At 57.5% G+C, this 25,043-nt stretch carries 21 protein-coding genes and 1 pseudogene; 6 read left to right on the plus strand and 16 right to left on the minus strand.

Annotation, left to right across the window (positions count from 1 at the left end; translation table 11 throughout):
* Positions 1 to 51 precede the first annotated feature (51 nt).
* The 5 genes from ACODS0_RS27145 to ACODS0_RS27165 all read right to left on the minus strand — a co-directional run bounded on the left by ACODS0_RS27145 (position 52) and on the right by ACODS0_RS27165 (position 7,171).
* Complete coding sequence (locus tag ACODS0_RS27145; RefSeq protein ID WP_488838329.1) at positions 52 to 570, minus strand: ApeA N-terminal domain 1-containing protein; 519 nt, start codon at positions 568 to 570, stop codon at positions 52 to 54.
* 264 nt (positions 571 to 834) lie between these two features.
* Positions 835 to 2,643 carry a hypothetical protein gene (locus ACODS0_RS27150; protein WP_488838331.1) on the minus strand — a complete coding sequence of 603 codons (1,809 nt, stop codon included), beginning with the start codon at positions 2,641 to 2,643 and terminating at the stop codon, positions 835 to 837.
* A complete protein-coding gene (locus ACODS0_RS27155) occupies positions 2,640 to 5,264 on the minus strand; it encodes a sensor histidine kinase (protein ID WP_488838333.1) in 2,625 nt (874 codons plus the stop codon). The genes ACODS0_RS27150 and ACODS0_RS27155 overlap by 4 nt, the downstream gene beginning before the upstream one ends.
* Before the next feature lie 39 nt (positions 5,265 to 5,303).
* Positions 5,304 to 6,635, minus strand: coding sequence for a DNA methyltransferase (locus ACODS0_RS27160; RefSeq protein WP_488838335.1), 1,332 nt, complete (start codon positions 6,633 to 6,635; stop codon positions 5,304 to 5,306).
* A 272-nt stretch (positions 6,636 to 6,907) separates the two neighbouring features.
* Positions 6,908 to 7,171, minus strand: a complete 264-nt coding sequence (locus ACODS0_RS27165; protein ID WP_488838337.1) for a helix-turn-helix domain-containing protein — start codon at positions 7,169 to 7,171, stop codon at positions 6,908 to 6,910.
* Positions 7,172 to 7,330: 159 nt separating this feature from the next.
* Between ACODS0_RS27165 and ACODS0_RS27170 the strand changes: the two genes are divergently transcribed.
* The 3 genes from ACODS0_RS27170 (at position 7,331) to ACODS0_RS27180 (ending at position 8,592) form a co-directional block, all read left to right on the plus strand.
* Positions 7,331 to 7,870 (plus strand): SHOCT domain-containing protein, encoded by a 540-nt coding sequence (locus ACODS0_RS27170; protein WP_488838339.1) that lies wholly within the window; start codon positions 7,331 to 7,333, stop codon positions 7,868 to 7,870.
* Between the two features lie 10 nt (positions 7,871 to 7,880).
* Positions 7,881 to 8,042 carry a hypothetical protein gene (locus tag ACODS0_RS27175; RefSeq protein ID WP_488838341.1) on the plus strand — a complete coding sequence of 54 codons (162 nt, stop codon included), beginning with the start codon at positions 7,881 to 7,883 and terminating at the stop codon, positions 8,040 to 8,042.
* Positions 8,043 to 8,178: 136 nt separating this feature from the next.
* A complete protein-coding gene (locus ACODS0_RS27180; protein ID WP_488838342.1) occupies positions 8,179 to 8,592 on the plus strand; it encodes a hypothetical protein in 414 nt (137 codons plus the stop codon).
* Between the two features lie 91 nt (positions 8,593 to 8,683).
* On the opposite strand, the gene ACODS0_RS27185 is transcribed toward ACODS0_RS27180, so the two are convergent.
* The 8 genes and pseudogenes from ACODS0_RS27185 to ACODS0_RS27220 all read right to left on the minus strand — a co-directional run bounded on the left by ACODS0_RS27185 (position 8,684) and on the right by ACODS0_RS27220 (position 17,104).
* Positions 8,684 to 9,220: a hypothetical protein gene (locus tag ACODS0_RS27185; RefSeq protein WP_488838344.1), complete on the minus strand. Its 537-nt coding sequence runs from the start codon at positions 9,218 to 9,220 to the stop codon at positions 8,684 to 8,686.
* 352 nt (positions 9,221 to 9,572) lie between these two features.
* Entirely contained in the window at positions 9,573 to 10,598 is a 1,026-nt protein-coding gene (locus tag ACODS0_RS27190; RefSeq protein ID WP_488838346.1) for a recombination directionality factor, read from the minus strand.
* Between the two features lie 111 nt (positions 10,599 to 10,709).
* Entirely contained in the window at positions 10,710 to 11,738 is a 1,029-nt protein-coding gene (locus tag ACODS0_RS27195; protein ID WP_488838348.1) for a YqaJ viral recombinase family nuclease, read from the minus strand.
* A 141-nt stretch (positions 11,739 to 11,879) separates the two neighbouring features.
* Positions 11,880 to 12,854 (minus strand): DUF932 domain-containing protein, encoded by a 975-nt coding sequence (locus tag ACODS0_RS27200; protein WP_488838350.1) that lies wholly within the window; start codon positions 12,852 to 12,854, stop codon positions 11,880 to 11,882.
* A gap of 101 nt (positions 12,855 to 12,955) precedes the next feature.
* Entirely contained in the window at positions 12,956 to 13,288 is a 333-nt protein-coding gene (locus tag ACODS0_RS27205; protein ID WP_488838352.1) for a hypothetical protein, read from the minus strand.
* A gap of 465 nt (positions 13,289 to 13,753) precedes the next feature.
* Complete coding sequence (locus tag ACODS0_RS27210; RefSeq protein ID WP_488838354.1) at positions 13,754 to 15,253, minus strand: zinc metalloprotease; 1,500 nt, start codon at positions 15,251 to 15,253, stop codon at positions 13,754 to 13,756.
* A 78-nt stretch (positions 15,254 to 15,331) separates the two neighbouring features.
* A complete protein-coding gene (locus ACODS0_RS27215) occupies positions 15,332 to 16,165 on the minus strand; it encodes a hypothetical protein (protein WP_488838356.1) in 834 nt (277 codons plus the stop codon).
* Positions 16,166 to 16,425: 260 nt separating this feature from the next.
* Positions 16,426 to 17,104: pseudogene (locus ACODS0_RS27220) on the minus strand (DNA/RNA non-specific endonuclease).
* A 662-nt stretch (positions 17,105 to 17,766) separates the two neighbouring features.
* On the opposite strand from ACODS0_RS27220, the gene ACODS0_RS27225 reads away from it, so the two are divergent.
* Complete coding sequence (locus tag ACODS0_RS27225; RefSeq protein ID WP_488838358.1) at positions 17,767 to 20,364, plus strand: DEAD/DEAH box helicase; 2,598 nt, start codon at positions 17,767 to 17,769, stop codon at positions 20,362 to 20,364.
* An 88-nt stretch (positions 20,365 to 20,452) separates the two neighbouring features.
* Positions 20,453 to 21,334: an EcsC family protein gene (locus ACODS0_RS27230; protein ID WP_488838360.1), complete on the plus strand. Its 882-nt coding sequence runs from the start codon at positions 20,453 to 20,455 to the stop codon at positions 21,332 to 21,334.
* A 42-nt stretch (positions 21,335 to 21,376) separates the two neighbouring features.
* Here ACODS0_RS27230 and ACODS0_RS27235 read toward each other — a convergent pair whose 3' ends face one another.
* The 3 genes from ACODS0_RS27235 to ACODS0_RS27245 all read right to left on the minus strand — a co-directional run bounded on the left by ACODS0_RS27235 (position 21,377) and on the right by ACODS0_RS27245 (position 23,911).
* The gene (locus ACODS0_RS27235) at positions 21,377 to 22,780 is read right to left on the minus strand and encodes a hypothetical protein (protein WP_488838362.1); all 1,404 of its coding nucleotides are present in this window, start codon (positions 22,778 to 22,780) and stop codon (positions 21,377 to 21,379) included.
* 152 nt (positions 22,781 to 22,932) lie between these two features.
* Positions 22,933 to 23,178, minus strand: a complete 246-nt coding sequence (locus ACODS0_RS27240; RefSeq protein ID WP_488838364.1) for a DUF4113 domain-containing protein — start codon at positions 23,176 to 23,178, stop codon at positions 22,933 to 22,935.
* Between the two features lie 67 nt (positions 23,179 to 23,245).
* Entirely contained in the window at positions 23,246 to 23,911 is a 666-nt protein-coding gene (locus ACODS0_RS27245) for a hypothetical protein (protein WP_488838366.1), read from the minus strand.
* A gap of 732 nt (positions 23,912 to 24,643) precedes the next feature.
* On the opposite strand from ACODS0_RS27245, the gene ACODS0_RS27250 reads away from it, so the two are divergent.
* Positions 24,644 to 24,865: a helix-turn-helix transcriptional regulator gene (locus ACODS0_RS27250; RefSeq protein WP_488838368.1), complete on the plus strand. Its 222-nt coding sequence runs from the start codon at positions 24,644 to 24,646 to the stop codon at positions 24,863 to 24,865.
* The last annotated feature ends 178 nt before the right edge of the window (positions 24,866 to 25,043 follow it).

The following is a 25,043-nucleotide window of genomic DNA, read 5'->3' on the forward strand; positions in this document are numbered from 1 at the left end:
GGGCTGTGTTGGCGATTTCCCCGAGGGACGCAAGATGACTTCCCTAGACGCTTACGTTGAAGGCACCGTCCATGCCGCGTAAAGCCGAACTGTCGTACCGTCCGAGAGCTCCCATTTTTTCTCTTGCGGAGGCGCAAATGTGACCGCCGCTGAGGTGGGTGCTGGGTACTCAATGATGGTTCTGATGGGCGCAAACTCTAGCCATTGATTGATCGCATCTCCGTAGATGTCCACCTGGTCGAACTCGAAGGGATCGTCTTGACCGCATTGCGCGCCGAACAATGCAACACTTACGCGAAACGTCGTCTGTGGCACGCCTGGAAAGCTCAACTTCTGCTGGATGACCTGACAGTGCTCCAACGTGATCGACTGACCAGAATGAGAGAACCCGACAATTCGGCCAAGCTTCTTGTCGTCGTCCACTTCCATAATGCCGCCAGACAGGACACCCATCACTTCGAGTTGCAATCGCCCATCATCAGTAGAAAAGAACCTTCCGGGGACCTTGTGGTCAGGCGTCTTGGGGAGCCAAAAGTAGCCTTCAAGGGCGGGCGGATTGAGGGTGTGCATGGTTGTTCTAAGATCTCACACAAGAGCTTTTGGGATTGAGGCAACCAGTCCGGGGCGATTCAGCCCGGTCTTTTCCGCTCTTGTGTTGATTTCACGCAGAAGTGACCCACTAGCCCCCGGTCTATAAAGGTTCAATCGACGCCAACGGTTCCTCGACCTGCAGTACGAGCGGCGGGTTCAGGCAGCACGTCTCGGCTAAGCCATACACCTATGGAGTCACGTTTCAACGGCGGCAGCGTCAGGGCGTGGCCCGGTCTGGCCAGGTTAGGCGCAGGCTTCGCAGGATGCAGGATCAGACGGTCGCAGGGGCCTCGGCTTCAGGTAGTCCAGATCGAACGCGTCGCGGTCTACGACAGCGAGGTAGCTACCGAGCAGTGACGACGCGTAAGGCATTCGCACTCGACCGATCCGTCGCAGATTCCAGGTGTAGCCGCCAGGCACCGCAGGCACTTCACCGGTTGCTGGGTTGGCCTTCACGAATGTCCCGTGCGCGATGTGTTGGAAAGGGCCGCTGGCGGAAAGCGTCAGCTGGCACCTGGCGTCCTTCTCATCGCTAGGAGGTGGGCCCTTTTTGGCTGCGCGGAGGTCATAGGCTCTCTTGAGCCCTGACAGGATAGATGCCCCGCTGATGCGTTGGCCAGGCAGAACCCACTCCGGGGCGGTCTGTCCATAGTCGTACTGCAACCGGCCGTCAGCTCGTAAGGACACAAGGTCCAGCAGTGCGAGACGAACCGATGTCGTCTTGCGCAACTCGCATGCCCATTGCTTGCCTTCAAGAAGAAAGGGAAGGCGGATCTGCTTAAGCTTCGGAGCATCATCGGAAATTGAAACTTCCTTCAATTGGATGAGGAATCCGGCGTCGACGTCACGCTCTCCGTTGGGCCGCAGCGTGACGTCACACGGCTGAACCAGCAAGATGAACCTGTGAGGAGAGGCGCTCGGTACGGTGAGTTCGAAGACGTCTCCACATGCTAAGGGCGAACCACCCTTGTTGACCAGTTCCTCTGGCTCCCAGACTTCTTGCCGCCGGAAGGCTTCCAGCTTTTCATGGTGCGGCAGTGGGTCCGCACCGAGTGGGATGCCGCGAAGCGAGCGCAAGCACTGCTCGTTGCGGCGAGTTGCCGTGTCGACTGAGAACAAATGTCGGAACGATTCTGACATCGATGCTGTGAGCGCACGCTCCACGACATGCAACTCGGATACGCCCTCCGCGTGAGCCCGGCCAACGACGTATTCGTCGAGTTGTTCGGGCGGCACAGCAAGCAGATCATTGCTGGCAGCCTTGAACGCCTTATCGATGTGGCTCTGGACGCGCACCAGCACCTCGTGCACGTTGCGGCGAAGCCCGGCTCGCTTGATGGCGATGCGCAGCGCTTCGGCAACGGCATCGTGGCGCCCCTCCTGGGACATAGCCGCGTCGCCTATGGCATCCAGGCGCTCCTTGGCGATGACGCAAACTGGAGCGACGCCGAGAGCCTCCTTCGAAAGCTCGTCGCGCAGTGCGAGTTCCTTCTCCCCTTCGTCAATTTTCGTCGCAAAATGGGTCAGCAACAAGGCTGTTGCCTTGGACTCTGCCCCGTGAAGCGACCGGATAAGCTCCAAGCCGCGGAGGTTTTCCTTGGCGCCAAGCGCATCGTTTAGATCGATGACGTAGCAGATCTCAGCGTCACTTCCATCCTTCGCGAGCGCCAACATCTGCGCCTCCGCACCGTCAAAAGGCCAGCGGTCCTGTGTAGCAATGGAAAGGTGGTTGCACACGCTGTCAATCTGCTCGTCGGACAACTCGTTCAGCCCGTTCTTCTCGGCTTCCTTCAGCACCGCACGCAGCAGTACGGTGCGGTCATCCTCTTGGAGATTAGCGACGGCTTGGTCCAACTCGGCGTTGCCAGTCTCGTCACCTTCATTGATCTTCAGCAGAGGACCCTTCAGAGTATCTAAACAGACTTGCAGAGCGACGTCGGCATACTCGATGAGGATCTTGACCAACTTCTCCGCAGATGCAGTGGCAAAGCGGTCGTCGATCCATATCACTCGCTGTGACCCGAGCAGGTTTAAAGCCTCAATCGGTGTCATTTTCTACCTCCCTGTATGACAGCCCCTAGATCCACGATGAACTTGTGCCGACGCCCGTCTTGGTTCTTGTCGGTACTCAAGCTGATGCTGCAGCCGTCGGCTGCGAGTAATTGCGATGAAATGAACAAGCCGAGACCCTGGCCTCGCTCGGCCGCAGGCTTAGCTGAGATGAACATGTCGAAGATGCTGTCTTCGTAGTCCGAGTCGATGCCGGGGCCGCTGTCGGACAATGAGAACCCTGATGAAGTGATGTCGACACGTATGTGCTTGGGCCGCTTGATTTCCAAGACGTCCGCGCCTCGACGCAGCCAGTACACGCTGTTTCTGGTCAAGTTGTCTAGGACGGCAAGTAGCCGGCCTCGGTTGATCTTGGCAACAGCTTTCCCAGCCTTACCGTTGATCTCGAAGTCGATGCCTTCCCGATCAAGGGCCCCCCTGCGGTTTTCCTTGTACTCCGTGACAAAGTCAAAGAGGTCGATTACGTCTTTGACCGCGCGCGTCCGCGGCAGGAGAGGGTCGATGATGGCAGCGGCGCTGGTGATGCTCGCGCATGCCGCGCGTATGGAACGGGCGTGACGTGCGACGCTCTTCTCGTCGACGCTGCCGTTTTTCACCAGCTCCTCGATGCCGACGACGCGGCGCCGAATTTCCACAATGTGTGTGCGCAGCTCGTGCGCCAATCCCCGAGCGCTTAGGCCAACTGCGGCACTCTCGTAAAGCGACAGCATGCGCTCTTTGCTGTCATCGAAATCTTGGCGAAGCATCCGCACGGCACCGCTCGACTGCGCTCTGTCGTCAAGGTTGCGCTGCAAAGTTTGAACCGTGCGCAAGGCGTCCTTCAGCACCTCCGTGGCCGCCTGGCCATCCTTCTGCGCAACGAGGCCGAGACCGCGCTGGAGTGCAGAAACGACGGTCTGAGCTTCTTGCTTAGCAGCGGCGGCACTTTGAACAGCCTCTTCGACGACATCGAAGGAGCGCTCAGGGGTCGGTGGCCGATCAGCAATGGGGGCGCTCTGGGCCGCATATTTGATCATTTCCCGACGCACAGCTTCCAGTGACTCGTTCGCAAACGTCCTGCATGCCATCGCGATGGCATTGAATCCGCGAAAGGCATCGTTCTCGACGAAGCTTTCGCGATCCGACTTCTCGACGAGTTTGAAGTTGTGCTCGCCGGTGAGCGCGAAGTACCCCAGCGTGTTGTGCACCCGCAACTGGTACATGCCCCCACTGGTCACACCTTCGGCAAGCTTGAGCCAGTCACCCTGTGAGCGGACGCGGAACCCATCTCGCAGAATGGAGATGCCAGCCATCCTTCTGATCGTCGCCCGATCAATGCCCAGTCCAGCCGCCGCTGCGGCATCGGCCTCAGAGTTAGTTGGCATTGCATCGGTTGTGACGTCCGTCGAAAAGTCTCGAAGGTTGAAGTAATAGAACGCCGCGCTGAAGTCGCCCGGGTTTTCAACGTTGAGACCGCTCGTCTTGATGTTCGGCCACGTGATGGACTGGGTGAACTCAACAAAACAATCTGGGCTCGGTCGAGGAACGATCTGGTATCGCTTGAGTCGCTTGCCATCGCTCAGCCAGGTCAGAAACCCGGCACCGTCGTCGTGCCCAAAAACGTCGTCGGATAGCCGCTTCTGATTCTTGCTGCTGCGAACGTCCGCTTGAAACAGCCTCGGTTGAAAGCGCGCGACGCACCGCAGTTCAGGAACACCCTTCTGGCCCTGCTGCCAAGTGAAATGAAAGTCGGCGACCGCACGTGCAAGCAGCGACTCGGTAACGGCCACGAGGCTCGTTTTGTCATTGTCGACGTCTACTGTGACGGGGAACTTAGCCTTTGCCTCGAAGGGCGACACTAGTGATGCGAGGCTGAGCTTTAGTGCAGGAGCGCCGTTAGCCCACTGGCGAATGCTTTTCAATCCGTAGATCGAAACGCGCGTCCCTTTGAACCTCTCAGGATTCGGTCCATCCGTCTTGATGAAGACCGGGATCTCATTGACGGTCTCGGCTTTCTCGCAGTCCGCCCACCTGAAAACGGCCGTCGCCAATGGCTGGTCGGCCCCTGTGCTCGTTTCCACCTTCAGTATGTCGCCGAGCTTCATCGAGCCCAGTCGGCCCACACCCTTGTCGCCCAGCGGTGTGCGCCCCAGGGGCGTCGTCGCCTTCTGCTTGCCTTCGCCGGCGCGCTTGTAAGAGCCGCTAATGGTTAGCCAGGACTTGCGAAGCTTCTCAGGGGCGATGCCGTCGCCCGTGTCCTCAATAGTGATGCGGCCGGTCCAATCGAGCCGCCTGCGAACTACGTCCGTTGGCATTACGACGTTCGTAGCCTGCCAATCGTCGTCGACCTGAAGCGCGTCCCCGTCGGCGTCAGTAAAAGACACGCTGACGTTCTCTGCGCCTTCCCGAAAGTCCAGAAGCTTCTTGGCGGTCGCCCGCTGCCGCATGGTGCCACTCTCGTCGGTCCGGATGACAATTTTGCACCCTGGAGAGTCAGCGTCGTAGGCGTTCTTGACGCATTCGAGGATTGCCTGCTCGGCGTCAGTCACTAGCTCTTCGCCCAACTGGACGAGCACCCGCGCGGAGACCTTTAACTCAGCATCTGGCTTTTCTTCTTCGTCCAATGGCTCTCTCTCCCTGTTGGTGCAGAACTTTCCTTGTTCTTAGTTCTTCTTTGCCAGCACAATGATTTCCGTGTTCATGGTACTGGACAAATTATTGCGCGCAGCCATCTTCTTGGCGTGGATGGACCGATGGATTCGTCCGATGGTGCTAACGCCCCGCTTGTCGAGCATTTCCTCCAGGATTTCCTCCATCGGCACGCGGATGCCCTCGATGTGCCGGCTGCCTATTGTCCATGCGTGATAACCACCTGGGTTGGTGGAATTGCAGATCTGCGAGATGCACGGGTCCAAGTCGCCGAAGAAGGCCCCAAACCGCTTAATGCCACTCCCATTGGACGAGAGCTTGGCCAGGTACTTCCTCACCGACTCAAACTCGGTGCGCAACTGCTCGGCACGAAGGGCTGCGTTCTTAGCGCTGCCCCCGAGGCTCGCGGTGTCTAGCGCATGCGTGTTCGCGAGCACGCCGGCTTCGATAGAGGGGCTGATGTCTTCCCTGGGAATCCACTGCAGAGGCAGGAACGCGTACTGGCCGTACGGAATTGTGGTCTTGTTGTCCCCATAGGGCGGCGACGTCATGACCACATCGTAGCGCTGGCCTGCCTCTTCCAGCGTACTGGTGCTGTCGCCCGCCGTGACGCTCACGCTGTTCTGGTGCCAGCCCTGCTTGAGCAGGCCCTTTGCCGCCCAGTCAGTGGACTGATCCTTGAGGTGTTTCTTGTACGCCTCAATGGTCTTGACGAAGATTTCGACCGGATCGGCTACGGCATTGAGGTCTGCAGCCTTCTTAATGTGGAGCTTATAGGTCGAGTTGCGCGAGTTGCAGCAGCTCCGGATGACGCGGGCAAGCGCTAGCCAGAAGAGTCGGCGAGCCCACAGTGCCTCGACGCGCTTGATATTTCGCGCGATCTTGGAAATGCCGAGGGCCACGTCTGTCTCGAACCACTTGTCTCGGCCTATGAAGGTCGCCTCGTGTTGGGAAACCCCGTCGGCACGGATCCACGAGATAAGCTCAGCTGCCTTGTCTGCGAACGCAGTGACAAAGTACGGGCCACATTTGGCGAGGCACGACAGTACGGCTAGAGGGTTGATGTCGATACCCGTGAAATCCAGCCCGAGGTTCATGCTCTCCACTAGGACTGTGCCGGATCCGACGAAGGGATCCAGCACTCTCCGGGACTGTGGAGAAGCCTCTTTGATTGCTGCAAGGATGTTGCCCTGCAGGTTGGGCACCATCATTGCCGGATAGTGGATCAGCGCGTGCGCGCCGCGACGCCTGGATGCGTTTTTGAAGGACCAGTAGTCCGCCCCATGTTTTTGTTGCGTGACTTTTAGGCTGTCGATCAGCAGGTCATTTTTGATTTCTTGTAGCATGCCGCGGCCTAGCCAAGTTTGTTAGCGCGACCAGGTGCAATGTAAGGCATCCCGATGCTGACGCAAAGAGGTAAGTCCCCTTTTGTTGCTGAATCAGCATCTCAGCCTAGCAATTGGCGGAGAAGCCGGTGCGGAAGGTGTTTTAAGTCTAGCGTCAAGCACGGACAGTCGAATGCTAGGTCGGATCAAGTGTTCAGAAAGGCCGGGATATGCAAAGACCTCGTGATGGGGTCCTGCAGCAGCCTATAAAAACAAGAACCGCTTTTCTGAGCTCACGTACGCTCGTTCGGCGGCCTGAGCAACATCCAAGGCTCCACATCCAGCGCCTGCGCAAAGCGCTCGATGTTCGACAGCGACACATTCCAGCGGGATCGTTCCACCGCTGACACATACGTCCTGTCCAGGTCGCACTCCATCGCAAGCCGTTCTTGCGACCACCCCTTCTCAACCCGCTTGAGGCGCATCCAATAGGCCAGCACGTCCCGAAGATTGTTTGGATCGGGCAGCGAGGTGGGGGCTTGGGGCTTGGCAGACACCGAGCGAGGATGCTTTTCTGCTAAATTTGCATCTACGGTGTTTGCTTCACATATGGACCCGGCAAGTCAGCAAGAAGCAGCGCTTGGGAGGGGCTGAATGTGCTTCAGACACGCGGCTCCTGCATTGACAAAACGCAGCATGGAACTGTGAGCAACGCAATGGAAGAAGAAATCCAAGAAATCCTCGCGACCTACCGGTCCAGCATCCATGACGACAAGATATTTTTCTCTCCGCACATCCCACCCAAGAAGCTGGTAAACGCCGTCTCCGAGTTCGGTGGTAACGACGGCGTGGCCGATGTACTGGCGTTGATCGACAACACCGTCTTTGGCAATGCCAAGGACGGACTGCTGTTGACCCGATCAGCCCTGCATGTGCACAACATGCTGGAGGCGCCTTTCCATCTGCTCCTCAGTGACATCAAGGATGTGCAGTTTCAAGGGGGCCGACTGGAAAGCGTGTTAACGATCAACGGCACCTACGTTTTCAGGTCGAACGTACCCAAGAGCTCCAATGCCGCGCTCTTCGCAGAAATGCTGACCGCCATCGTGGACACCGTCAAACGGCATGTGTCGAATGCCAGCCCTTCTCAACGCGCCAAAGAGTCGCTGCGGGAACTGAAAGAGCTCTTCGACGAAGGCCTCCTGACAGAGGCGGAATACACCCAAAAGCGCCAGGCCCTGGTGGCCCAAATCTGAAAGTCTCTCGATGAAAGCCCTCCTGCTGCTCTTAATCCCCATCTACGCCCTGCTGTGGCTGATCTGTTTTGGCCACTGCATCGTCAAAAAAAAGCCCATCGGCTTTCTGATCTTGATCTTCTCGAACCCGTTTGCCCCCTTGGTGTACTACGTGTTCTTCCTGAGGAAATAGCGCCCCTGGGTGCGCCGACTCCCAAAGCCCTGGCGACTTGCGCCACCGTGACATGCCGCACCCCATGCCCCGACCCCAGACGACCTGTGCCGGAGCCCCCGGCACAGGTCATTACCTCAACCAACAAAACTCCAACATGCAACCCATCAACACCAGCAAGCCCAAACCCATTGCCGCCATCGTTGCCCTGTCGCTGGCATGCGGCCTGACGGCCTGTGGCAACAACCACCTGACCTGCAACGACGACGAGGCCAAAAAAGAAGTGCTGGACGTCATCCACTCGCACATCGACAACGTCGGTGGATTCAACTCAAGGATCAAGCCCCACCTCGGCAAACGCTATCTGTCCAATGTCTCCACCACCGAGTCCGACAAGGAGCTCGGCAGGTACTCGTGCACAGCCACCTACAACTACGAATTCAAGAACAAGACCCGGACGGTGCAAATCTCGTACGATCTGAAGTACCTGGAGGATCAGAAGAAATCCCAAGCTTCCGCCAGCGTCCAACCCGTGAAGACCGACTATTTCATCGCCGATGCGGGCGGCTGAGGCGCTGCAAGTTCGGAAAGAAAAAGGCCACCCCCAGCCAAGGCCAGGGGCGGTCATTCAAAACGATGGTTGTCCGGGGCCATCAAGCCCATCATCCTGGGCTCGGCCTGAGCATCAGCACCCGCACCACCTCCACAGCAGTCCAACTTCCATACAGGCTGCGCAGTTGCCGATGACCGCTGGATCCCGGTGAGGCGGACTCCAAAGGTGCAGCCGGATCCAGCCGCATCCCATACCCACATCCCCAGACCGCTTCCGCCTCCTGGGGCAGCAACAACACCGACCGTGGCTGGAATCGCCCCTCTGGCTTTGCCCGGTTGCCGCTGTCTCCCGAGCCTTCCGCTCCCTCCAGTCCGGCCACCACACGCCATTGCCAGTAACCCTGCTTTGGAGGGCAATTCGCTGCGTTGGGTTCGGACTTCGTCTTGGACACGGAATCCCTTCGGCGCCGCCAAGCCAGCAGCGTGATGCCACCTTCCTTGCGGCAATCCTCCATCGCATCGAGATCCAGTTCTGCACTCTCCAGAACAGCACCCCCTGAACGAACGTGACCTGCCGTTGGCATCCGGGACGACGGCAGCAGGCGACGAACCCACTCCGTCATTCGGCCGTCCAGTTGAGTTCGCATAGCGGCCTGTGCTGTCTCATGCGCCCCCGGTGCGTCAACGTCCGTGTCCCCCTCGTGGATCAGTGCATTCGCTACCCGTGCCAAGCGTTGCACCCGGGGCCGCCACTGAACGGGCGAGAACTCAGGACGCATCAGACATGCCGCCTGCCACAGTGCCGTCCAGAGAGTGTGGTGATCTCCTGGAGGTTCTTCCAAAGGGCATACCAGCGGCAAACGGTGCAAGGGCATGGTGGACCGCGCATCCTGCGTCGGCGCCAACGCCGTGACCACCGGCTCCGTGTCCCACCGCAGCCCTGCCGTGTACACCTGCACCAATGATGCAGAGCGGCTGGCGCGCGGCCTCCCAGGTTTGTCAGCCGCTGCCATGGCCTACCCCTGCATCTATGACCGATCCCAGGCGAGGCGCGCCGATGGGCGCCATACCCTGGGCCTTCAGCCGTTCCCCCAGCTTCTGGCCGAGATTGCGGTGGGGTCCAGAGTGCCTCTGTAGTGCGCTCTGCGGCTGCGATGACCCGTGCCCGGCATCTTGAAGGGCCTGATCTAGTCCGTCTCCTGAGCTCCCGTCCGTGTCCGGATAGAACTCCTCAACGACTGCAGCCCCGTCCTCCTCGGATTCCTCAAACTCCCCAAGCGCAAACCCGGCCCTGGCCGCTTCATCCAACGCCGCCTGGTCCATCCCCGCTGCCTGGCGTGCCCCCCACTCAGCCCTTGCCCCGGCGATGGCCTGCGCCAGCGTGGTCTCCGCCCTGAGCGTGAGGTCCACGTAGTAGATCGGCGTGCGGTGCGACAGCGTGGTGGACTTCCCCCGCAGGCGCAGTTCCAGGGGCAAGGTGGACAGCAAGCCACCCGACAGCGCATGGAAGTAGCGCAGCCGAGCCGAGAGCGTGCGAATGCTGTTGAACCCTGTGGTGCGCAGCACAAAGCTGCCCAGTTCATCACTCCCGGTTCCCTCCACGTCGATACGCACATTCAAGCGTCCATAGGGCTTGCAGTTGCCGCCTTCGGCCAAGGGGCATGCCTGAGGTGACGGGCACGCAAAGCTCTGCATCCCGGACAGCGTGGCCCGCTTGCAGCTCTCCCCATTGCCCACACACAGGGGCCGTCCGGTGGCCCGATCAAACATCGTGTAGTTCGCCCGCAGGCTCAGGTCCGGATCGTCGAACAGCAGGCGCACGGGAATGCTGCGCAGCTTGGTGTTCTTGTCCTTGCGCAACTGCTCATCGAGCGGGTGGTTTACCCAGCCATCGCGGTTCTGCACCTGGCTGGTGATGGTGAATTCGTCATCCTTCTCCGGCAAGCGCTTGCCGTTCTTCTCCACGACTTTGCCAATCGATATCCGGCCAATGACCGGGGGTGTCAATGCCAAACCTTTGAGCATGGTGGTTCCTTTCGAGACAAAAAGAAGCGGACCCGCACCGATGTGGTGGAGGTCCGCTGTTGAGTGGTTGATGGGTACGGGGTGTGGGTTCTTGCGCCCACCTCGCCTCGGCTATTGCTGCACCAGAAACCGCCGACTGCCTGGCTTGGTGAGTGAATAGGCCTGTGCCAGTTCGGGCCGATCTTTGAGCAACTGCGCGGTGTCCAGGGCAGTTCCGTCCTTGCTGCGCTTCCAGGACACTTCCCCGGTCTCGAACAGAGCCCGTGTGGCTTCGCCCATGCGCTGCTGAATGCGTTGCTTGAGCTGGGCTTCCCGTGCGGTCTGGGTGGTGATGACCTCCCGCACCGCCAGCAGGTCGGAAAACACCCCTGACATCTCTAGGTCAGTCGAGAGATCCAGCGTGGTTCCACTGTCGCGGGGATAGAGACAACGCAGGGCGAGGTCCGCAGAGTCGGAGCCGTCGGCCGGTGGTTCCTGATCCCGCTCTACGAAGCCCCAGAACTGCTGCTCCAACTGGATGAGCTGAGCGATCATCTCGGCGTCCCGTTCGATCCGGAACACCTGCAGTTCCTGCCCGCCCATGAGCACGACCACATCCGCGGTCTGTTTGCCGGTCACGGCCAACTGGTGCATGACCTGCAGCTGGACATACTCGGGCACACCATCGCGCCACAGCCTGGCCCCGTTAATGCCTGCCGTCTTGCATTCAAGGATCTGGACGTCCGGAGCGCCCATGACCTCCCGGTCAAGGTTCGCCAGCATCCAGGGATGTTCAGGGTGTTGCAGCACCGCATTGACACGCCGCACCCGGTTGCCCGTGCGCCGGGTGTAGTGCGCAGCCACGATGGGTTCGAGCAGCGTGCCCCAGTACATAGGGCTTTGGTCATCATTGGGATCGACCACCGGCAAACCGGCATCGCGCCCGGTCTTCTCCATCCACAGCTGCAACTGGGACTTGTAGGGATGCAGGCCCACGGCAGCGGCGGCATCGGAACTGCCAATGCCGCCTTTGCGCACCTCCAGCCAATCGTCACGCTTGAGGGTGTTCGTCTTGACCAGCTTCAAAGCGGGTCGGGCCTTAGGGAGTGCCGAGGAAGACGGCGCAGAAACGGAATCTGTATGAACAGAGGGTTGAGACATGGTGACTCCTTGGATATGGAAACTCCCGCCCAACAAAAAGCCCCGGTCCCATTCAAGGGCCGGGGCTTTGCGGCGGAAGGGGTGGAAAGAAATGAAGGAAGGCTCTTTTGCTTCGGCGCTTTGGACCGTTGAACCTTGCACTCACGATGCCAACTGCAGCGCCTGCTCCAGCGCCCGCTGCTTGAGGGCGGCGCCCTGGCCGAACCAAGCACTGTCGAGGCGGTATTCCTGGCTGCGTGCCCGCCGCTCGTGGTCCACGAATTCGGTAACGGCGCACAGCAGGCCCCAGGCCGTGCCCTTGGCCGCCTGCAGTTCGGCACCTCGGCCCTGGCCTTCGTACATCGCCTGCGCTTTCTTGAGGGCACGCTCGTTCGTGAGCCCCATCGCCTGGTCGGCATGGGCATCCGTCTGGCACAGCACCTTGAGGAAGTAGTTCATGGACTCGTGGCTCTTGACCTTGCGCTCTGAGAGCGTCTTCATGCGGTACATGAAGCTGTCCCATTGGGAGACCGCAATGCCCAACTGCTTCTTCACCGCCTGGGCATCGAAGGTTGTGCTGTGGGGCACCTTGATGGCGCTGGTCGCACCACTGAGGGCGATGGACAAGGTGTTGTTGCAGACGACCCGGATCGTGGTGGGCGTGGCCGTGGTGGCGAGACTGCCATCGCAGGAGGTGGCCAGCAACAGATAACCGTTGACCACATCGTTGCCCTTGAGGGCCGAGGTCTTGCCCGTGCGGGCCAGTGCCCAGAACTTGCGCCCGGCCTTGAGGACACCGGCAGTTTCCAGCTCATAGCCTGAGACCTCCGTGAGATCCCGGTAGAACTCCAGCACTTCCTTGGGCTGGACCACCTGGTAGCGACCCGACACCACGGACAAGGGGGCCTTCGTATCGCTGCGGTACAGCACCTTCTGGTCGGGAAACTCCATGGCTTCGCCGTAGAGGTTGGAGGTGTCGTCCGTCGCCAGGTAGCGCACCGGCGTCTCCCGGATATGCCATTGCATGCCTGCGGCCTGGGCCCAGACGTCGATGGGTTGCTGCTTTGGCAGGGCATTGCCCAGTTGGTGCCAAGGGGTCTGGCCGACATGGGCCATGGTTTCGATGAGGTGGGACATGGGGGGCTTTCGTAATGAAGATGGACAGAGATAGAGAGGGATAGAGAGAGGAATGAAGGAAAGAGCAGCGGCCTCCAGCAGAGGCAGCGGGGTAAACGGGGTCAAGAACGGGAGGGGCTCGTGAACACAGCACCGCAGTCCTGGCATTCGCAGTTGCCGAGGTAGTGCGCGTCAACGACATCGCCCAAACGGCTGCCAGCAACCGAACCCGCCGTGGCGCCGAGCAGGCCGCCCAACAGGGCACCAGCGATGCCGCCAAGCGCGATGCCAACGGGGCCAGCAACAGCGCCGAACGAAGCTCCGACCTGGGCACCAGACCACGTGCTGGCAGCGCCGCTGGCCGCTCCGGCGACACCGCCAAGGGTTCTTCCGGCATCGCGACCGACTTGGCGGGTGGTGACATGGGTGGATTTGCAGATGGGACAAACAGTCATGGAAAGCTCCTTGCGATGGACGCAAAAAAGCCCGGGGCACGAGAACGTGCACCGGGCTTGGGGGTGGGGTGAAATCAGACCAACCGGAGGCTGGTCAGGGTAGGGTTACCTGGATAGCAATAGGTATATGTGGAACTGAAGAGGATTCAAATGCAGACGGGCATTGCCTCCAGACACTATAGATCCGGCCCTGTGAAGTCATGAGTTTTTGGAATTCCTTCATTGTGAAATCGCCAGATTCATTCAAACTTCATAGGGCCGGAGCAATATTGAAGTCGCACTTCGTCGAGCGAGTTTCACATTGACCAAAAATTAACTAAGCCAATGCGCGGGCTTGGCTGGTCTGATCGACATCTTGGATTGGCGAGGAACCGCGCAGCGCACCTGATCCCACGTTCCACGAGCCAAACCTCGTACAGAGGTATTTCCATGAATACCCTCAGCACGAGGAATTCTGCGGATTATTTATCGGGAAATATTTCCGTAAATTGGCAGCTTCTTATCCAAGATATCATTGACAGATAGTTCAGCCCTGTTGCGATTGGTCACGTCAGCGCCGATCTGCACAAGATTTGATCGATTGGCATTTCCATTGCGCTTGTGGGGGCGGTATGGTTGGATGCTCCGAATTTTTATACCAGCCGACACCAACGCCAAAGCTATGTATCGGACATCTTGATCGGACACATCCGGTGTATATAAAAGTGTGTTTGTTGGATCGTCACGTAGGCTCGGATTGGTGTTCTTTGAGACATTTCTTATGCGGACCCCATTTTTTCCTATGAGCGGATACCCAAGGTTGGAGATTGCAGTCATCACCTTTGCCTCATCCACCTTATGTGGATAAATCTGAATTGTTATTTGAGAGGTTGATTTCATTGTCCGCTCGAAATCACGTAGGGCGGACTCAATGCTTGCTGCCTGTGATGTTTGCTCAGTCGTAGTGCTAGTCGATGGTAGTGCTGCCATTCGCTGCGCAGCCTCCGCCCTTGCCTTGATTATGAACTCCTTGCGCGTCGGAGACTCGTTGCGCGATGGTTCATATAAGGCCGCAACGACATACTTGTCCATATCCGAAAGATCTACCACTTCATTCCGTCGCCTACAGGGATTTGGTTTCCCAGGTAAATCGGGCTGGTACCAAGAGGGGGCAAAATTATACTGCATAATCGATTCGGGATTGTAGGCGCCGATGAACCCAAATGCATTGCTGGATTCATCAATGGAATCGACCTGTGCAGCAGCTTGCGTCTCGCTCCAACCCGTTTCTTTTGCAATCGCTTTAATGTTGAACCAACCCTTGCATATGGCTCTTTGATGCTCATGAGCTAAGGATAATGCATGACCGAATTCGTGTCTCACATTGAAGTAGTAGTCACTCAACAAGTTTTTTTCGCGAAGACGGAGGGCTCCAACCAGATTCATGGTTGTTGGGAACCGAACGTCTTGTGAAACTGCGCGCCCAGGATAGGCCCAGTCGCCGCTTTTCTGCGGTAGGTCTTGAGGATGGTACAGGCTGCGTTCGTCAGGCAACAGTGTGATTCGAATATCAGAGAGTTTTGAAAAGTTCTGTAGATCAGAAATCTGGCATCGACGGATTTTTCCGTTCTCTTCAAATACAAATTTCATTGAAGGTACGGCATCAGTCCAAACGGCTGCGATTTGCATCACCTCACGCTGAATTTCTTCGGTGCCATTCCAGAAGCAGACCTTGAGGTCGCTTTTGGCCCATCTGTAACCGTTGTAGAAAATTGACCTAGCTGCTTCTACCGTGCTTTCTGAAACACCATTCCTTTTCGCTTGCCGCGCTAAAAAATTTAGTCTGGCGCTGTCCCGGTCTGCCGCGAGCCGCTCAGGATTGACGATTTGGTCGCCGGCAGGAAAGCTATGTGCATCAGTCAATCCTGGCTGGGTAACGCAAACTATTCCAATCACCGCCGCCAGCCTTCTTGAAGTAATATGCATCCTATCCCTCTCGTAGTGATAACTCACTTCTCTGCCCGCGTCCCTCCCGTGCAGAAAGCCTTACGGAATCTGCCTAAGTCAGCGGGGCACCACGCGCACGTCTATGCGTGGCATCATCTGAAGCGCCGACACCGCAGGTGTTTCAGGCGGCTTCACCCCGTTCTGGTCTATTGGGGGGGCGGCTGGCGCTGCTACGTTTGGTGTCGGTCCCGTTGAAGAGGAGGGTTCGGTGGTAGTGCGTACCTGCGCAAGCGATTTATTGACGAGATCGCGTATTCCGTGCGGCTCGCAAAATGACTCGTACTCCGTGAGGGTGCTTACCGCACCGGTATAGCTAAACGTAGGTTGCGAGCCGCTTTCCTTGATGAATTTCGTACGGTAGCTTCCCATTGCGTCGGCCACTAACCGCTGCACAGCCTTGACATCAGGCGAAAAAATATAGGCATCCGCATACGAGTCCATCGACGCTGTGCCAAAGCTGAACATTGCGCCCACGTTTGCGATCGTCTTAGCTGACGCGCTGGCCAAGCCAAGAGCGGAGAGCACGATCCCGGAAGTCAAGGTGGTCTGCTTTCGCGTGAAGCGAAGGTCCTGTTCAGCTTTGCCTAACGCTGTGAAATAGCGGTTGCAACGAAAGTCAACAAGTGCAAAGCCTTGATTCAGCAGGTTGATTTGGTCCTCGTTTTTTGCTGTTTCAGACTGTGCAGTCAACAGCGCACGATTGAAGACAACGTAGGGGTCTACACCACTGGTGTTAGGCGGTGTAGTTGTTGTCACCGGTTGGACCCTCGAATCCTCCGCAAGCGGCGGTGGCGGCGAAATTGAAGTGCAGGCAGTGCAGAGCATGCCGACCAGGACAATTGTCAATGCGTGATTGAATCGCAGCCCTCTCAGTCGGGGTGTTGTCGTCATGCGCGTCCCTCCTTGCTGTGGTTATGCGGTCGCATATTAGGCAAGGGCGCATCTGTTTGACAAGATAATTTTGACAGTCCAAAGGCCGAAAGTTATGGAAGAAAGCAGATAGAGACCGCTCGAAACAGACACGGGATGAGTTGAGGGAGCCAGGAGCACTGGATTAAACGAGTTGAATTAGCTCTAAGCGCGCTACAGGAGCCAGTCCTCATCCAGATGGCAACCGTGCAATTGCCCAGGCCGCTTTGCGGTGTTGACGATCAGTGCTGGAATGCGTTTCTTGGCAGAAAGTCCACGCCAGTGTGGTTCACCAGCTCCTGATAGCTGATCGGCCGGCCCACTGTCTCCGGTTTTGCTGCCAATGTGCCCAGGCCTTCTGCGTGGTGGCGTCATACACCAGCTTGTAAAGGTAAGTAGGTACCTTCACTCCGTTGGCGCCGATACTCGGCCCTGCATCCGTAAACACCGGCCCAGTGATCACAAACACATCCCCTTTGCACGCCTCACATAGTGCCGCGTGTCCTGCTCGATCTTGTTCCACGCGCCGCCGTTGTGCTGGGCATTCTGCGGAACCATGTTGGCTAGGCTGAAGCTTTGAGCCATGGCTGTCGGAGTGGGCATGTCTCCCGCAGGCGCCATATGACCTCGGCTGTAGCCAGAGTCCTTGTAATCCTCCAGTTCGGCCCTCTCTGCACTGGGCAAGCGATCATCTGCAAAGAAGCGTTTGGCCAGCTTCTCATCCGCATCTTCAATGAGCCTGCGGTTCAAGCGCTGGGCCACATACACGGGCGTCTTAGTCGTGCCTGAGTGCAGCACTGCAAAGGACTCGTAGCAAAGCTCTCTCAACTGAGGCCGAGGCTTGATGGAAGGTGGAGTGCCATTGGCAAAGAACTGTGGGCACTGCGCGACGGATGTGGGCTTGGGCGTGAGCAACGACACGCTGTCGAACGGAGGAAACCGTGCCCAGGCAAAATTTGGGACGGCTGCACCAGTCAGGGTCAGCGCCAGCAGCGCCGCCAAGCGCACACGGCATAGGCGATGGGAAAAGTGGTTCACAACAGATTGCAAGTTGCTTTCGAGCGCAGATTAAAGCACCGAAGCCATCGCGAATATCAGGCCACGTACCACCTATTAATGCTGGATCTTGGGTCCAGGCTCAGGCCAAACTTTGTCGCTGATGATCGGACGCAGGAGTGGCTGGGGTGGCCGTTTCCGGACTTTCGACCGGCATTGGCTCGCATGGCGGCTGTACAACCGATATCGGGCACTGGATGTGCATTTCCTGCGGTCCGCCTTACAACTGATCTTGTGCGAAACGTACTAGAGTCGATCCAAAGGGAAGGTTGAGCATGCCCTTTGATCGGCCGGTTTTGCGTCGGTGGCGGTCACCCGCGGTTCCGCCTTCGATGTCCAGTCTGAGGGGCGCCTCACCATCGTTCCGGCTGGCGCCTTCCAGCTATGGGATGTGGGTACAGTCTGTCTGTCCTAGTCCTGCCGGGGTACCTCAGAATGAAGGCAAACACAGTGCAACTTGGATGCTGCTGTACTTCGCGTCGTCGTCACGCATCAAGCAATCTACTCGAATAGGAGACTCTGCACAAATGGCTTTCAAGAAACCGACAACACATGCTGCAGTCCCGGAAAGCCCGGACCGCCTGTTTCGCGACCTGCCCCGGCGAAAGCACGCTAGCCTGTTCGATCACCAAGGCCAAGTGCTGCGCAACTACGTCGGCCAGGCGTTGGACGCACCGGATGTTGCCCTCCAGTTACCTACCGGCAGTGGCAAGACGCTGGTGGGTTTGTTGCTTGCCGAATGGCGGAGGCGCAAGTTTCGTGAGCGCATCGTCTACCTGTGTCCTACACGGCAACTCGTCCACCAAGTTGCGGAAGAGGCGACGGCAAAGTATGGTCTGACCGTTGAGCCATTTACCGGAAGGATCAAGCAATACACACCCGAGGCTAAGGCGGCCTACCAGGACGGCGAACGCGTGGCCGTGACCACGTACAACAGCCTCTTCAACACAAACCCTTTCTTCGACAGTCCAGACATCATCATCGTCGATGATGCCCACGCAGCCGAGAACTACATGGCGAGCCAGTGGACGTTGCGCGTCAGTCGGTTCGAAGCTGCGGACGATGCGCTGTTCAAGGCTATAGCCGGTGTGCTTAAGGCGGTTCTGCCCGCCCACAATTTCGCCCGTCTCACAGGCGACTGGAAAGGCATCGACGATGTGGGCTGGGTCGACATGATCCCGAGTCACCAGTTGACCGAAATCGCAGCGGAACTGCGTGCGACGATTACAGCCAACGTTGGCGACACCGACCACCGCTATCCCTGGCGCATGCTTTCAAGCCATCTCCATGCTTGTCAGCTGTATGTGTCCTCTAGCGAAATAATGCTTCGGCCACTGATTCCTCCGACTTGGTCGCACGCCCCCTTCGTCGGCGCGAAGCAGCGAATCTTTATGTCCGCGACCTTGGGGGCCGGCGGCGACTTGGAGCGCCTCACGGGACGGCCACGCATCAAGCGCCTGCCAATCCCCGAAGGATGGGATCGCCAGGGCATCGGGAGGCGCTTTTTCCTGTTCCCCGAAAAATCGCTTACCGAAGAAGAGACTCTGCAGTTGCGCAGAGACCTCATGCGCAAGGCCGGACGTAGTCTCGTACTTACTCCCAGTACGCTGGACGCCGACGTGGTGATCAAGGATGTTAGAGAACAGTTGAAGTACCCCGTGTTCGCGGCGGCCGATCTGGAGGTCAGTAAGGCCGATTTCATCCAGACGGATCGAGCCGTGGCGGTGATCGCCAACCGCTATGATGGGATCGACTTCCCGGACGATTACTGTCGGCTGCTGTTTATTGAAGGACTCTCTCGGACTACAAATCTGCAGGAGCGCTTTCTGATCAACCGCATGGGAGCGAGTTTGCTCTTCAATGAGCGTATTCAGACACGTGTGCTCCAGGCAATCGGACGCTGTACGCGCGGCCTCAACGACTATTCAGCGGTCGTGGTTACCGGGGACGAGTTACCGGCCTACCTTACGGATCGCAAGCGCCGTTCCTTCTTCCACCCCGAATTACAAGCGGAGCTCGAGTTCGGTGTGGATCAGTCCACCAAGATCCAGCAGCAGGACCTGCTGGACAACTTCAGCATCTTCTTGGACCACGACCAAGACTGGGAGGAAGCCAATCAAAGCATCCTGGATGCGCGGGAAGCAGCGATACAGGCAAAGTTTCCGGCCATGGACCAGCTTGAGGGCGTTGTAGCTCACGAAGTCGCGTGGCAGACGGCGATGTGGAACGAGGACTACGCTAGAGCCTACGACGCAGCTCGGGAAGTTCTGGGCGGCTTGACTGACACTGCCTTACGCGGTTACCGAGCGTTGTGGCACTACTTAGCCGGAACCTCTGCTGAGGCCGCAGCTAATGCGGGCGAGGCGGGCTTCGACGCGTACGCTCGCTCGCAGTACCGCAAGGCGAAGGACGCGGCCGCTGGCATTCCCTGGCTCATCGGCCTCTCGCGCGGCGGCGTGGCTGCCGAACCGACGCCCGAGGAGGTAGAGCACGGGACTCTGCTGCTGCAGGTAGAACAACTCGAAGCGTACCTCGTAAAGCTGGGCACATTGCACAACAGGGATTTCTCAGCGCGAGAGAACAAGATTCGCCAAGGTTTGAGCGAGGGAAGGTCCTTCGAACAGGCTCAAGTCCTATTGGGCGAACACCTGGGCTTTACCGCCGGCAAGCGAGAGGACGATGCTTCGCCTGACCCGTGGTGGATCATCGGCAACATCGCCTTCGTCTTTGAGGACCATGCCAACGCGAAAGGCGAGACATCCTTCATCGACGCGACCAAGGCGAGACAGGCAGCCTCCCACCCGGACTGGTTGCGTGAACATGTCCCTGCGTCCGTCAACGCGGACATTCGGCCCGTGCTTGTCACGCCAGCCAAGAGTGCCAAGGAAGGTGCCATTCCACATTTGGGCAGGGTTGCTTATTGGGACCTTGGGGATTTTCGTCGATGGGCCGAGGAAGCTCTGCTGGTCATTCGAGACCTGCGTCGCGACTTCCAAGAGCCGGGGGATTTGGCGTGGCGGGCGCAGGCGGCACAAGCGCTCAACGAATGCCGAGCAGACGCCCCTGGACTGGCCGCGTGGCTGCAGGCACGCCCTGCCCGCGATCACCTTGTAGCAGTCCCCTGATGTCCCATGAACACAGAGCCACTGAGTACCGGCCAAAGCGATAGCATCTGGATGCTCTTGTCAGCGCATAAACAACAGGGGGAATTACATGGATAAAGGCCAAGACATCAGTGCGAATCAGAATGACTATGAAGACCTACGAAAAGCTGTTGACTGCCTTCAGACAGAAAGCTTGACGGTCTTAATTTCGAGTGCGATTGGCAGTTTGATCCTAAAACCCGGAGCAAAGGCGCTTCCAAAATGGGCGAAGGCCAAGTTGACTCAAATCGCTCACAAGGCACTGATAAGCGCCCTAGCGGGCGCAACCTTCACGATGCGCGACGGCCCTGGAACTGCCGCATCAACTAAAGTGCACAAGGCACTAACCGGAGTATCTGGCGCAGCCTTTGGCGTCTTTGGTTTACCAGGTGCCCTTTTGGAAGTTCCAGTCACCACTACGCTGACTTTGCGGGCCATCGCCGATGTGGCGCGCAGTGAGGGGTTCGACGTACTATCGCCAGCGGTACGTATTGAATGTGCGTCAGTACTAGCGCTCGGAGCCAACACGCCAAATGACGACGATGCTTTTGAAGGGTACTTTGCTGCTCGCAGCAGTTTGGCGCATGTTGCAAAGAAGGCTGCCGAAGAACTCGCTGCTGAGGCAACAAAGCGTGCCGCAGGTGAAGCTACAAAACTCGCCAAGGGCATCACAACTGACAAGGCTGGTAGCTGGATTGCGCAATACGTCGCTCAGATCCTCGAAATATTCAGGATCTCTCTGACATCAAAGACAGCTGCCTTAATCATTCCCGTATTGGGTGCAGCCTCCGCAGCGACGCTAAATATCCTATTTACAAACTACTACCAGACCATTGCTCGTGGCCATTTCATCGTGATGCGCCTTGAAGACAAGTACGGCAGAGACGTTGTTAAAAATGCCATGAACGTTCTGGAGCAGGAGCGTAAGAGGGCTCGACCCACCGGAAAGTGATCTGTGCACGAAGTCCTCAGCACCAGTCGGGGCAGGACGCGGTTAGAGTAACAGGCGTGAAATGTCTCCCGCGAGATTTAGTCCTCCCCGGTGATCGCTTCCGCTCTTAGGCATCGTGAATGTGTAGCGGTCGTCGCCTTGAAAAACGATCTTGTAGTGCTTTCCCTCTTCGGATATGTCGAACCCCATTTCTTGCAATGCACTTCGTACCCTAGCATCCATACTCCTGAAGTCACGGAGGAGTGCTTTTAGACGGTTTCGCATTGCTTCGGCTTCCCCAGTAGGGGGATTTGCTTTAACGATGCTGTTCAGGACGTGCTGGCGCCTACTGTCTTCTGTGACGCGGGTTACTGCATCAGCGATAGCATCTCGGACGACCCCGATTAGTTCTCCGGCGTATAAATCTTGCTCAGGTGTGGTTTGCAGGACCAATCCTGATTGCATCGGATTTTGTGCCTGGTACTTTCTTACCTCTGCCTCAAGGCGTGATATTTCACGCTCAGCATCGTCGAGTTCCTCTTGTTTGGACCTCACTTCCTTGTCGAATTCGTCAACGTATTTCTGCACTTCCGTTGACCCCTGTTCACGCAAGGCAGCGAAGGTACGACGAGAAATGAGCTCCTGTACTGCTGACCAAGTGACACGGGCAAATGGACGCCGATTGGCTAGTGCGCTGCGAACTTCTTCAACGACTGCGCGCTCCATTTCGAGCGATGACTCCGATTCGTGATGTAAAAAGAAGGAACGTCTTCCACCACCCTCGGGCCAATAGACGCCAATTGCGCCTCCATACACGTTTTGCGAACCGACCTCATTCATCAGCCGCGTTGAGAAAGGGCGATTTGGTTCAACCAGCACGTGAGCCATGCCGGCAAGCGCCTCGGCTAAGGAATCTACGTTCACAATGTGTCCGCCCTTGAATTTTGCGCTCACGTAGACGAGCGGAAGGCGGCAACCGGCTTTGCCTGATATGCACCGTGCGGCTAATGGGATGTCAGAGTTGGCAAGGCGAAGAGGAACCGCCTGCACTTTCATTTCTCCATCAACGCCACCGCCAAGGAGCGTTAAGAAAGTTTTTACGAATACTGGCTTCCTAGCAATCGGAAGTTTTGCGGCCGCGTGCTGAGATTCGCAAGAGGTTCTAATTCCGATCCAGTTTGAAGGCAGACCTCGCGAGAACACGATGGTTGATACCCATTCGAGGCCGCGGTCCAGCCTCGTGTACCGGATAGCGGCCATTTCCACGCCAGTAGCTTCGTACTTCAATGCTTCAATCAGTTCGTTTGACTTTTTCGCCGAGAACTCATCTTTGGCTTCCAAGTCAGAGAGGTCCGAGACTTCAAATACGGTATGCGGCGACCCCAGCAACCACGCTCGTACCGCAGCAAGAAAGTCGATAGAAGTGCGCGTCGCTTCGACAGGGAATTCGGTGGCAAATGACAGCATAACAATCGATTCGATGGCTAATTTTGAACAAATTTGTTACAAACACTATAGCCTGCTTCGCGTGTTGTCTCCCGTGCGGGGAGGCGAGAACCCACCAGATGGCAGCGTCGAAGCTGCCATCTGCTAGGGTTGCAAGGCTTACGACCACGAAGTTAGGCGCGCGCCACCGGCATATCCTCCCACCGCGTTGTGTACTGCGGCGTGCGCCTCTCCTGCTTCATCCCCCAGTCTTTGCCCTTGTTAGAGTCGCCAGTGGCGCCTGAATGAACGGTGCCTTTTCCGTAGCGCTGGCTTAGCATGTCTAACACCACCATCAGCTTTGTCCTGCCCCGTTGGTCCTCCTCTTCCCAGTTGAGTTCTCCTTGGACCACGCTGCTAGGCACGAGATCCAGAAGCATCACTCTTTCGCAATCAACGCTCTGCAAACTGCACGTAACTGCTCACGCGGTAGCAACTACTACAGGGTCATTTTGAGTTAGGAGGAGCAAGCTTTGATAGGCGTCCTATGGGGACGGCGTCGCCCTCCTGAGGTACCGAAAAAAGCCAGCAATACAGCGACGCTGACGCAGTAGGGCTCTTTGGATTTTCGGAAATAAGGTATAGCGCAGGTGGCGCATTGAAGATGGCCTGTACGATTCCAAGCTCTTCTTTCAACGCGTTCGCAGGAAGAAATTCCTTGTATGCGGGGACATGCTGGTTGTGTGCCGAGATCAGTCCGTGCGGATTTTCATCTATCGGAGCATCAATGCTCAGCCCGACTACGAAGTGAAGGTAGTAGCGCTCGGTGACGTTCTCAATCTGAGCATCCGCTTTTCGAAGCTGGCCAACTGCACTGTCAAAAGAGTTGCGGATATATCGTCGTTGAAGGCGATGTAAAAGGTTGTGCTTCAACTCAAGTAACACCACTTCGTCATCCGGCGCACTTTTCGGTCGCAGAGCGATGTCAATCCTATTGCGATCCGCTTCTGTAAAGGCGATGCAGGAAGTGGCTTCCTCCAAATCGTGAAGCAAATGCGCGCGTATAGCTGATTCCGCACCGCCGTTTCGCGCCACGGTCAGTACCCCCGGCGAATTTGCCCATGAGCTAAGCCCTTTGTGCAAGCCATCCACCAGCTTGGTTTCAAAAGTCACAACTTCCTCCCTAGTGCGTTCAATACGTGGCTTGCTCTGGACGAACCGATGCCAGCACGGCATGCATGGACCTCGTTCACCGAGAACGACAGAACCTCTCAGCACACCGTCCTTGCGCGCCTTGGCTCAGAACGCATTCGGCGTATCCTGCTAAGCCCATTTTTTTCGCTCACGCATCCATGGATCGGGGGTTGTGGAACCAGGCCAACATTCGAGACGATATACACGGCTCATCCGCATAAGCATACGGTCGTGGCCGTGTCCCGCCCGCAGTTCCCCGCTCTCAGATCGCAACGGGAGGTGCGCCGGGCCCGAAGTTGCGTGCGGCGATCCCCTGCACTTGCAAGTTTTAAAGTCGCTGTACCGACTGACCGCCGCACTCGCCACAGTCTACGTGACAGCAAGGGGAGCGGACAGACCCTGGTGGGCCGCTGGGGCTTCACGCCGCTCCATGAATTGCGAAGTGCCGGCTATCGCGTTGATTTAATTGGTTTGGGAAGTAACTTTTTGGGTCTGATAGACCTGACTTCCCCGGCGGATGGCAACCCCCCGCATCAGTCAACTACCCAGCGCTGCCAAATGCCCGAACCAAGAACGGTGGCTCAGCTCCTCTCCATGGAACGCACAGGATGCATCCGGGTGAGTATTTTTTTACACCCAGCGTGTGCATGTACGAGCTGTAGGTGCGTCAGTAATCTTCAGTTGTCGCAACAACACGAGAGAGCTTTCCACATGAACACCGCACAACAGCTTCGCCAGACTTGGCGCATTTCAGACGTGCGTAAGGCCACCGGATTGTCCAGAACCGCGATCTACGACAAGGGAAACAAAAACTCGAAGTACTTTGATCCCACATTCCCTGCCCGCTATCGGTTATCACAAAGATGCGTCGGTTGGGACGCGTTCCTGGTCGATGCGTGGGTCCGAGAAAGACAAGCGAGCGGCCTGAATTGAAGCGCTAACTTTCATGCGATTTTGGAAGCCTATGAAGGAAAACGAAGGGGAGAGAACGCGGAAAAGTGATTTTTCCCTCTGCCGTGAATTCAGGACTGAATGTTATAGGGATACGGAGTAAGGGTGAACCGCCCCGGGTTTCGTGGAGGCCGGTTGGTTTAAGTCAGACCACCACCAT

The sequence above is a fragment of the Acidovorax sp. FG60 genome (assembly GCF_057808995.1).

Coding starts and splice junctions, on each gene's coding strand:
- ACODS0_RS27150 (WP_488838331.1), bottom strand. CDS start 2,643: ATGACACCGATTGAGGCTTTAAACCTGCTCGGGTCACAGCGAGTGATA.
- ACODS0_RS27235 (WP_488838362.1), bottom strand. CDS start 22,780: ATGCTGTCATTTGCCACCGAATTCCCTGTCGAAGCGACGCGCACTTCT.
- ACODS0_RS27170 (WP_488838339.1), top strand. CDS start 7,331: ATGGAAGAAGAAATCCAAGAAATCCTCGCGACCTACCGGTCCAGCATC.
- ACODS0_RS27195 (WP_488838348.1), bottom strand. CDS start 11,738: ATGTCTCAACCCTCTGTTCATACAGATTCCGTTTCTGCGCCGTCTTCC.
- ACODS0_RS27175 (WP_488838341.1), top strand. CDS start 7,881: ATGAAAGCCCTCCTGCTGCTCTTAATCCCCATCTACGCCCTGCTGTGG.
- ACODS0_RS27185 (WP_488838344.1), bottom strand. CDS start 9,220: ATGCGAACTCAACTGGACGGCCGAATGACGGAGTGGGTTCGTCGCCTG.
- ACODS0_RS27190 (WP_488838346.1), bottom strand. CDS start 10,598: ATGCTCAAAGGTTTGGCATTGACACCCCCGGTCATTGGCCGGATATCG.
- ACODS0_RS27230 (WP_488838360.1), top strand. CDS start 20,453: ATGGATAAAGGCCAAGACATCAGTGCGAATCAGAATGACTATGAAGAC.
- ACODS0_RS27215 (WP_488838356.1), bottom strand. CDS start 16,165: ATGACGACAACACCCCGACTGAGAGGGCTGCGATTCAATCACGCATTG.
- ACODS0_RS27145 (WP_488838329.1), bottom strand. CDS start 570: ATGCACACCCTCAATCCGCCCGCCCTTGAAGGCTACTTTTGGCTCCCC.
- ACODS0_RS27205 (WP_488838352.1), bottom strand. CDS start 13,288: ATGACTGTTTGTCCCATCTGCAAATCCACCCATGTCACCACCCGCCAA.
- ACODS0_RS27250 (WP_488838368.1), top strand. CDS start 24,644: ATGAACACCGCACAACAGCTTCGCCAGACTTGGCGCATTTCAGACGTG.
- ACODS0_RS27160 (WP_488838335.1), bottom strand. CDS start 6,635: ATGCTACAAGAAATCAAAAATGACCTGCTGATCGACAGCCTAAAAGTC.
- ACODS0_RS27225 (WP_488838358.1), top strand. CDS start 17,767: ATGGCTTTCAAGAAACCGACAACACATGCTGCAGTCCCGGAAAGCCCG.
- ACODS0_RS27180 (WP_488838342.1), top strand. CDS start 8,179: ATGCAACCCATCAACACCAGCAAGCCCAAACCCATTGCCGCCATCGTT.
- ACODS0_RS27240 (WP_488838364.1), bottom strand. CDS start 23,178: ATGCTTCTGGATCTCGTGCCTAGCAGCGTGGTCCAAGGAGAACTCAAC.
- ACODS0_RS27210 (WP_488838354.1), bottom strand. CDS start 15,253: ATGCATATTACTTCAAGAAGGCTGGCGGCGGTGATTGGAATAGTTTGC.
- ACODS0_RS27200 (WP_488838350.1), bottom strand. CDS start 12,854: ATGTCCCACCTCATCGAAACCATGGCCCATGTCGGCCAGACCCCTTGG.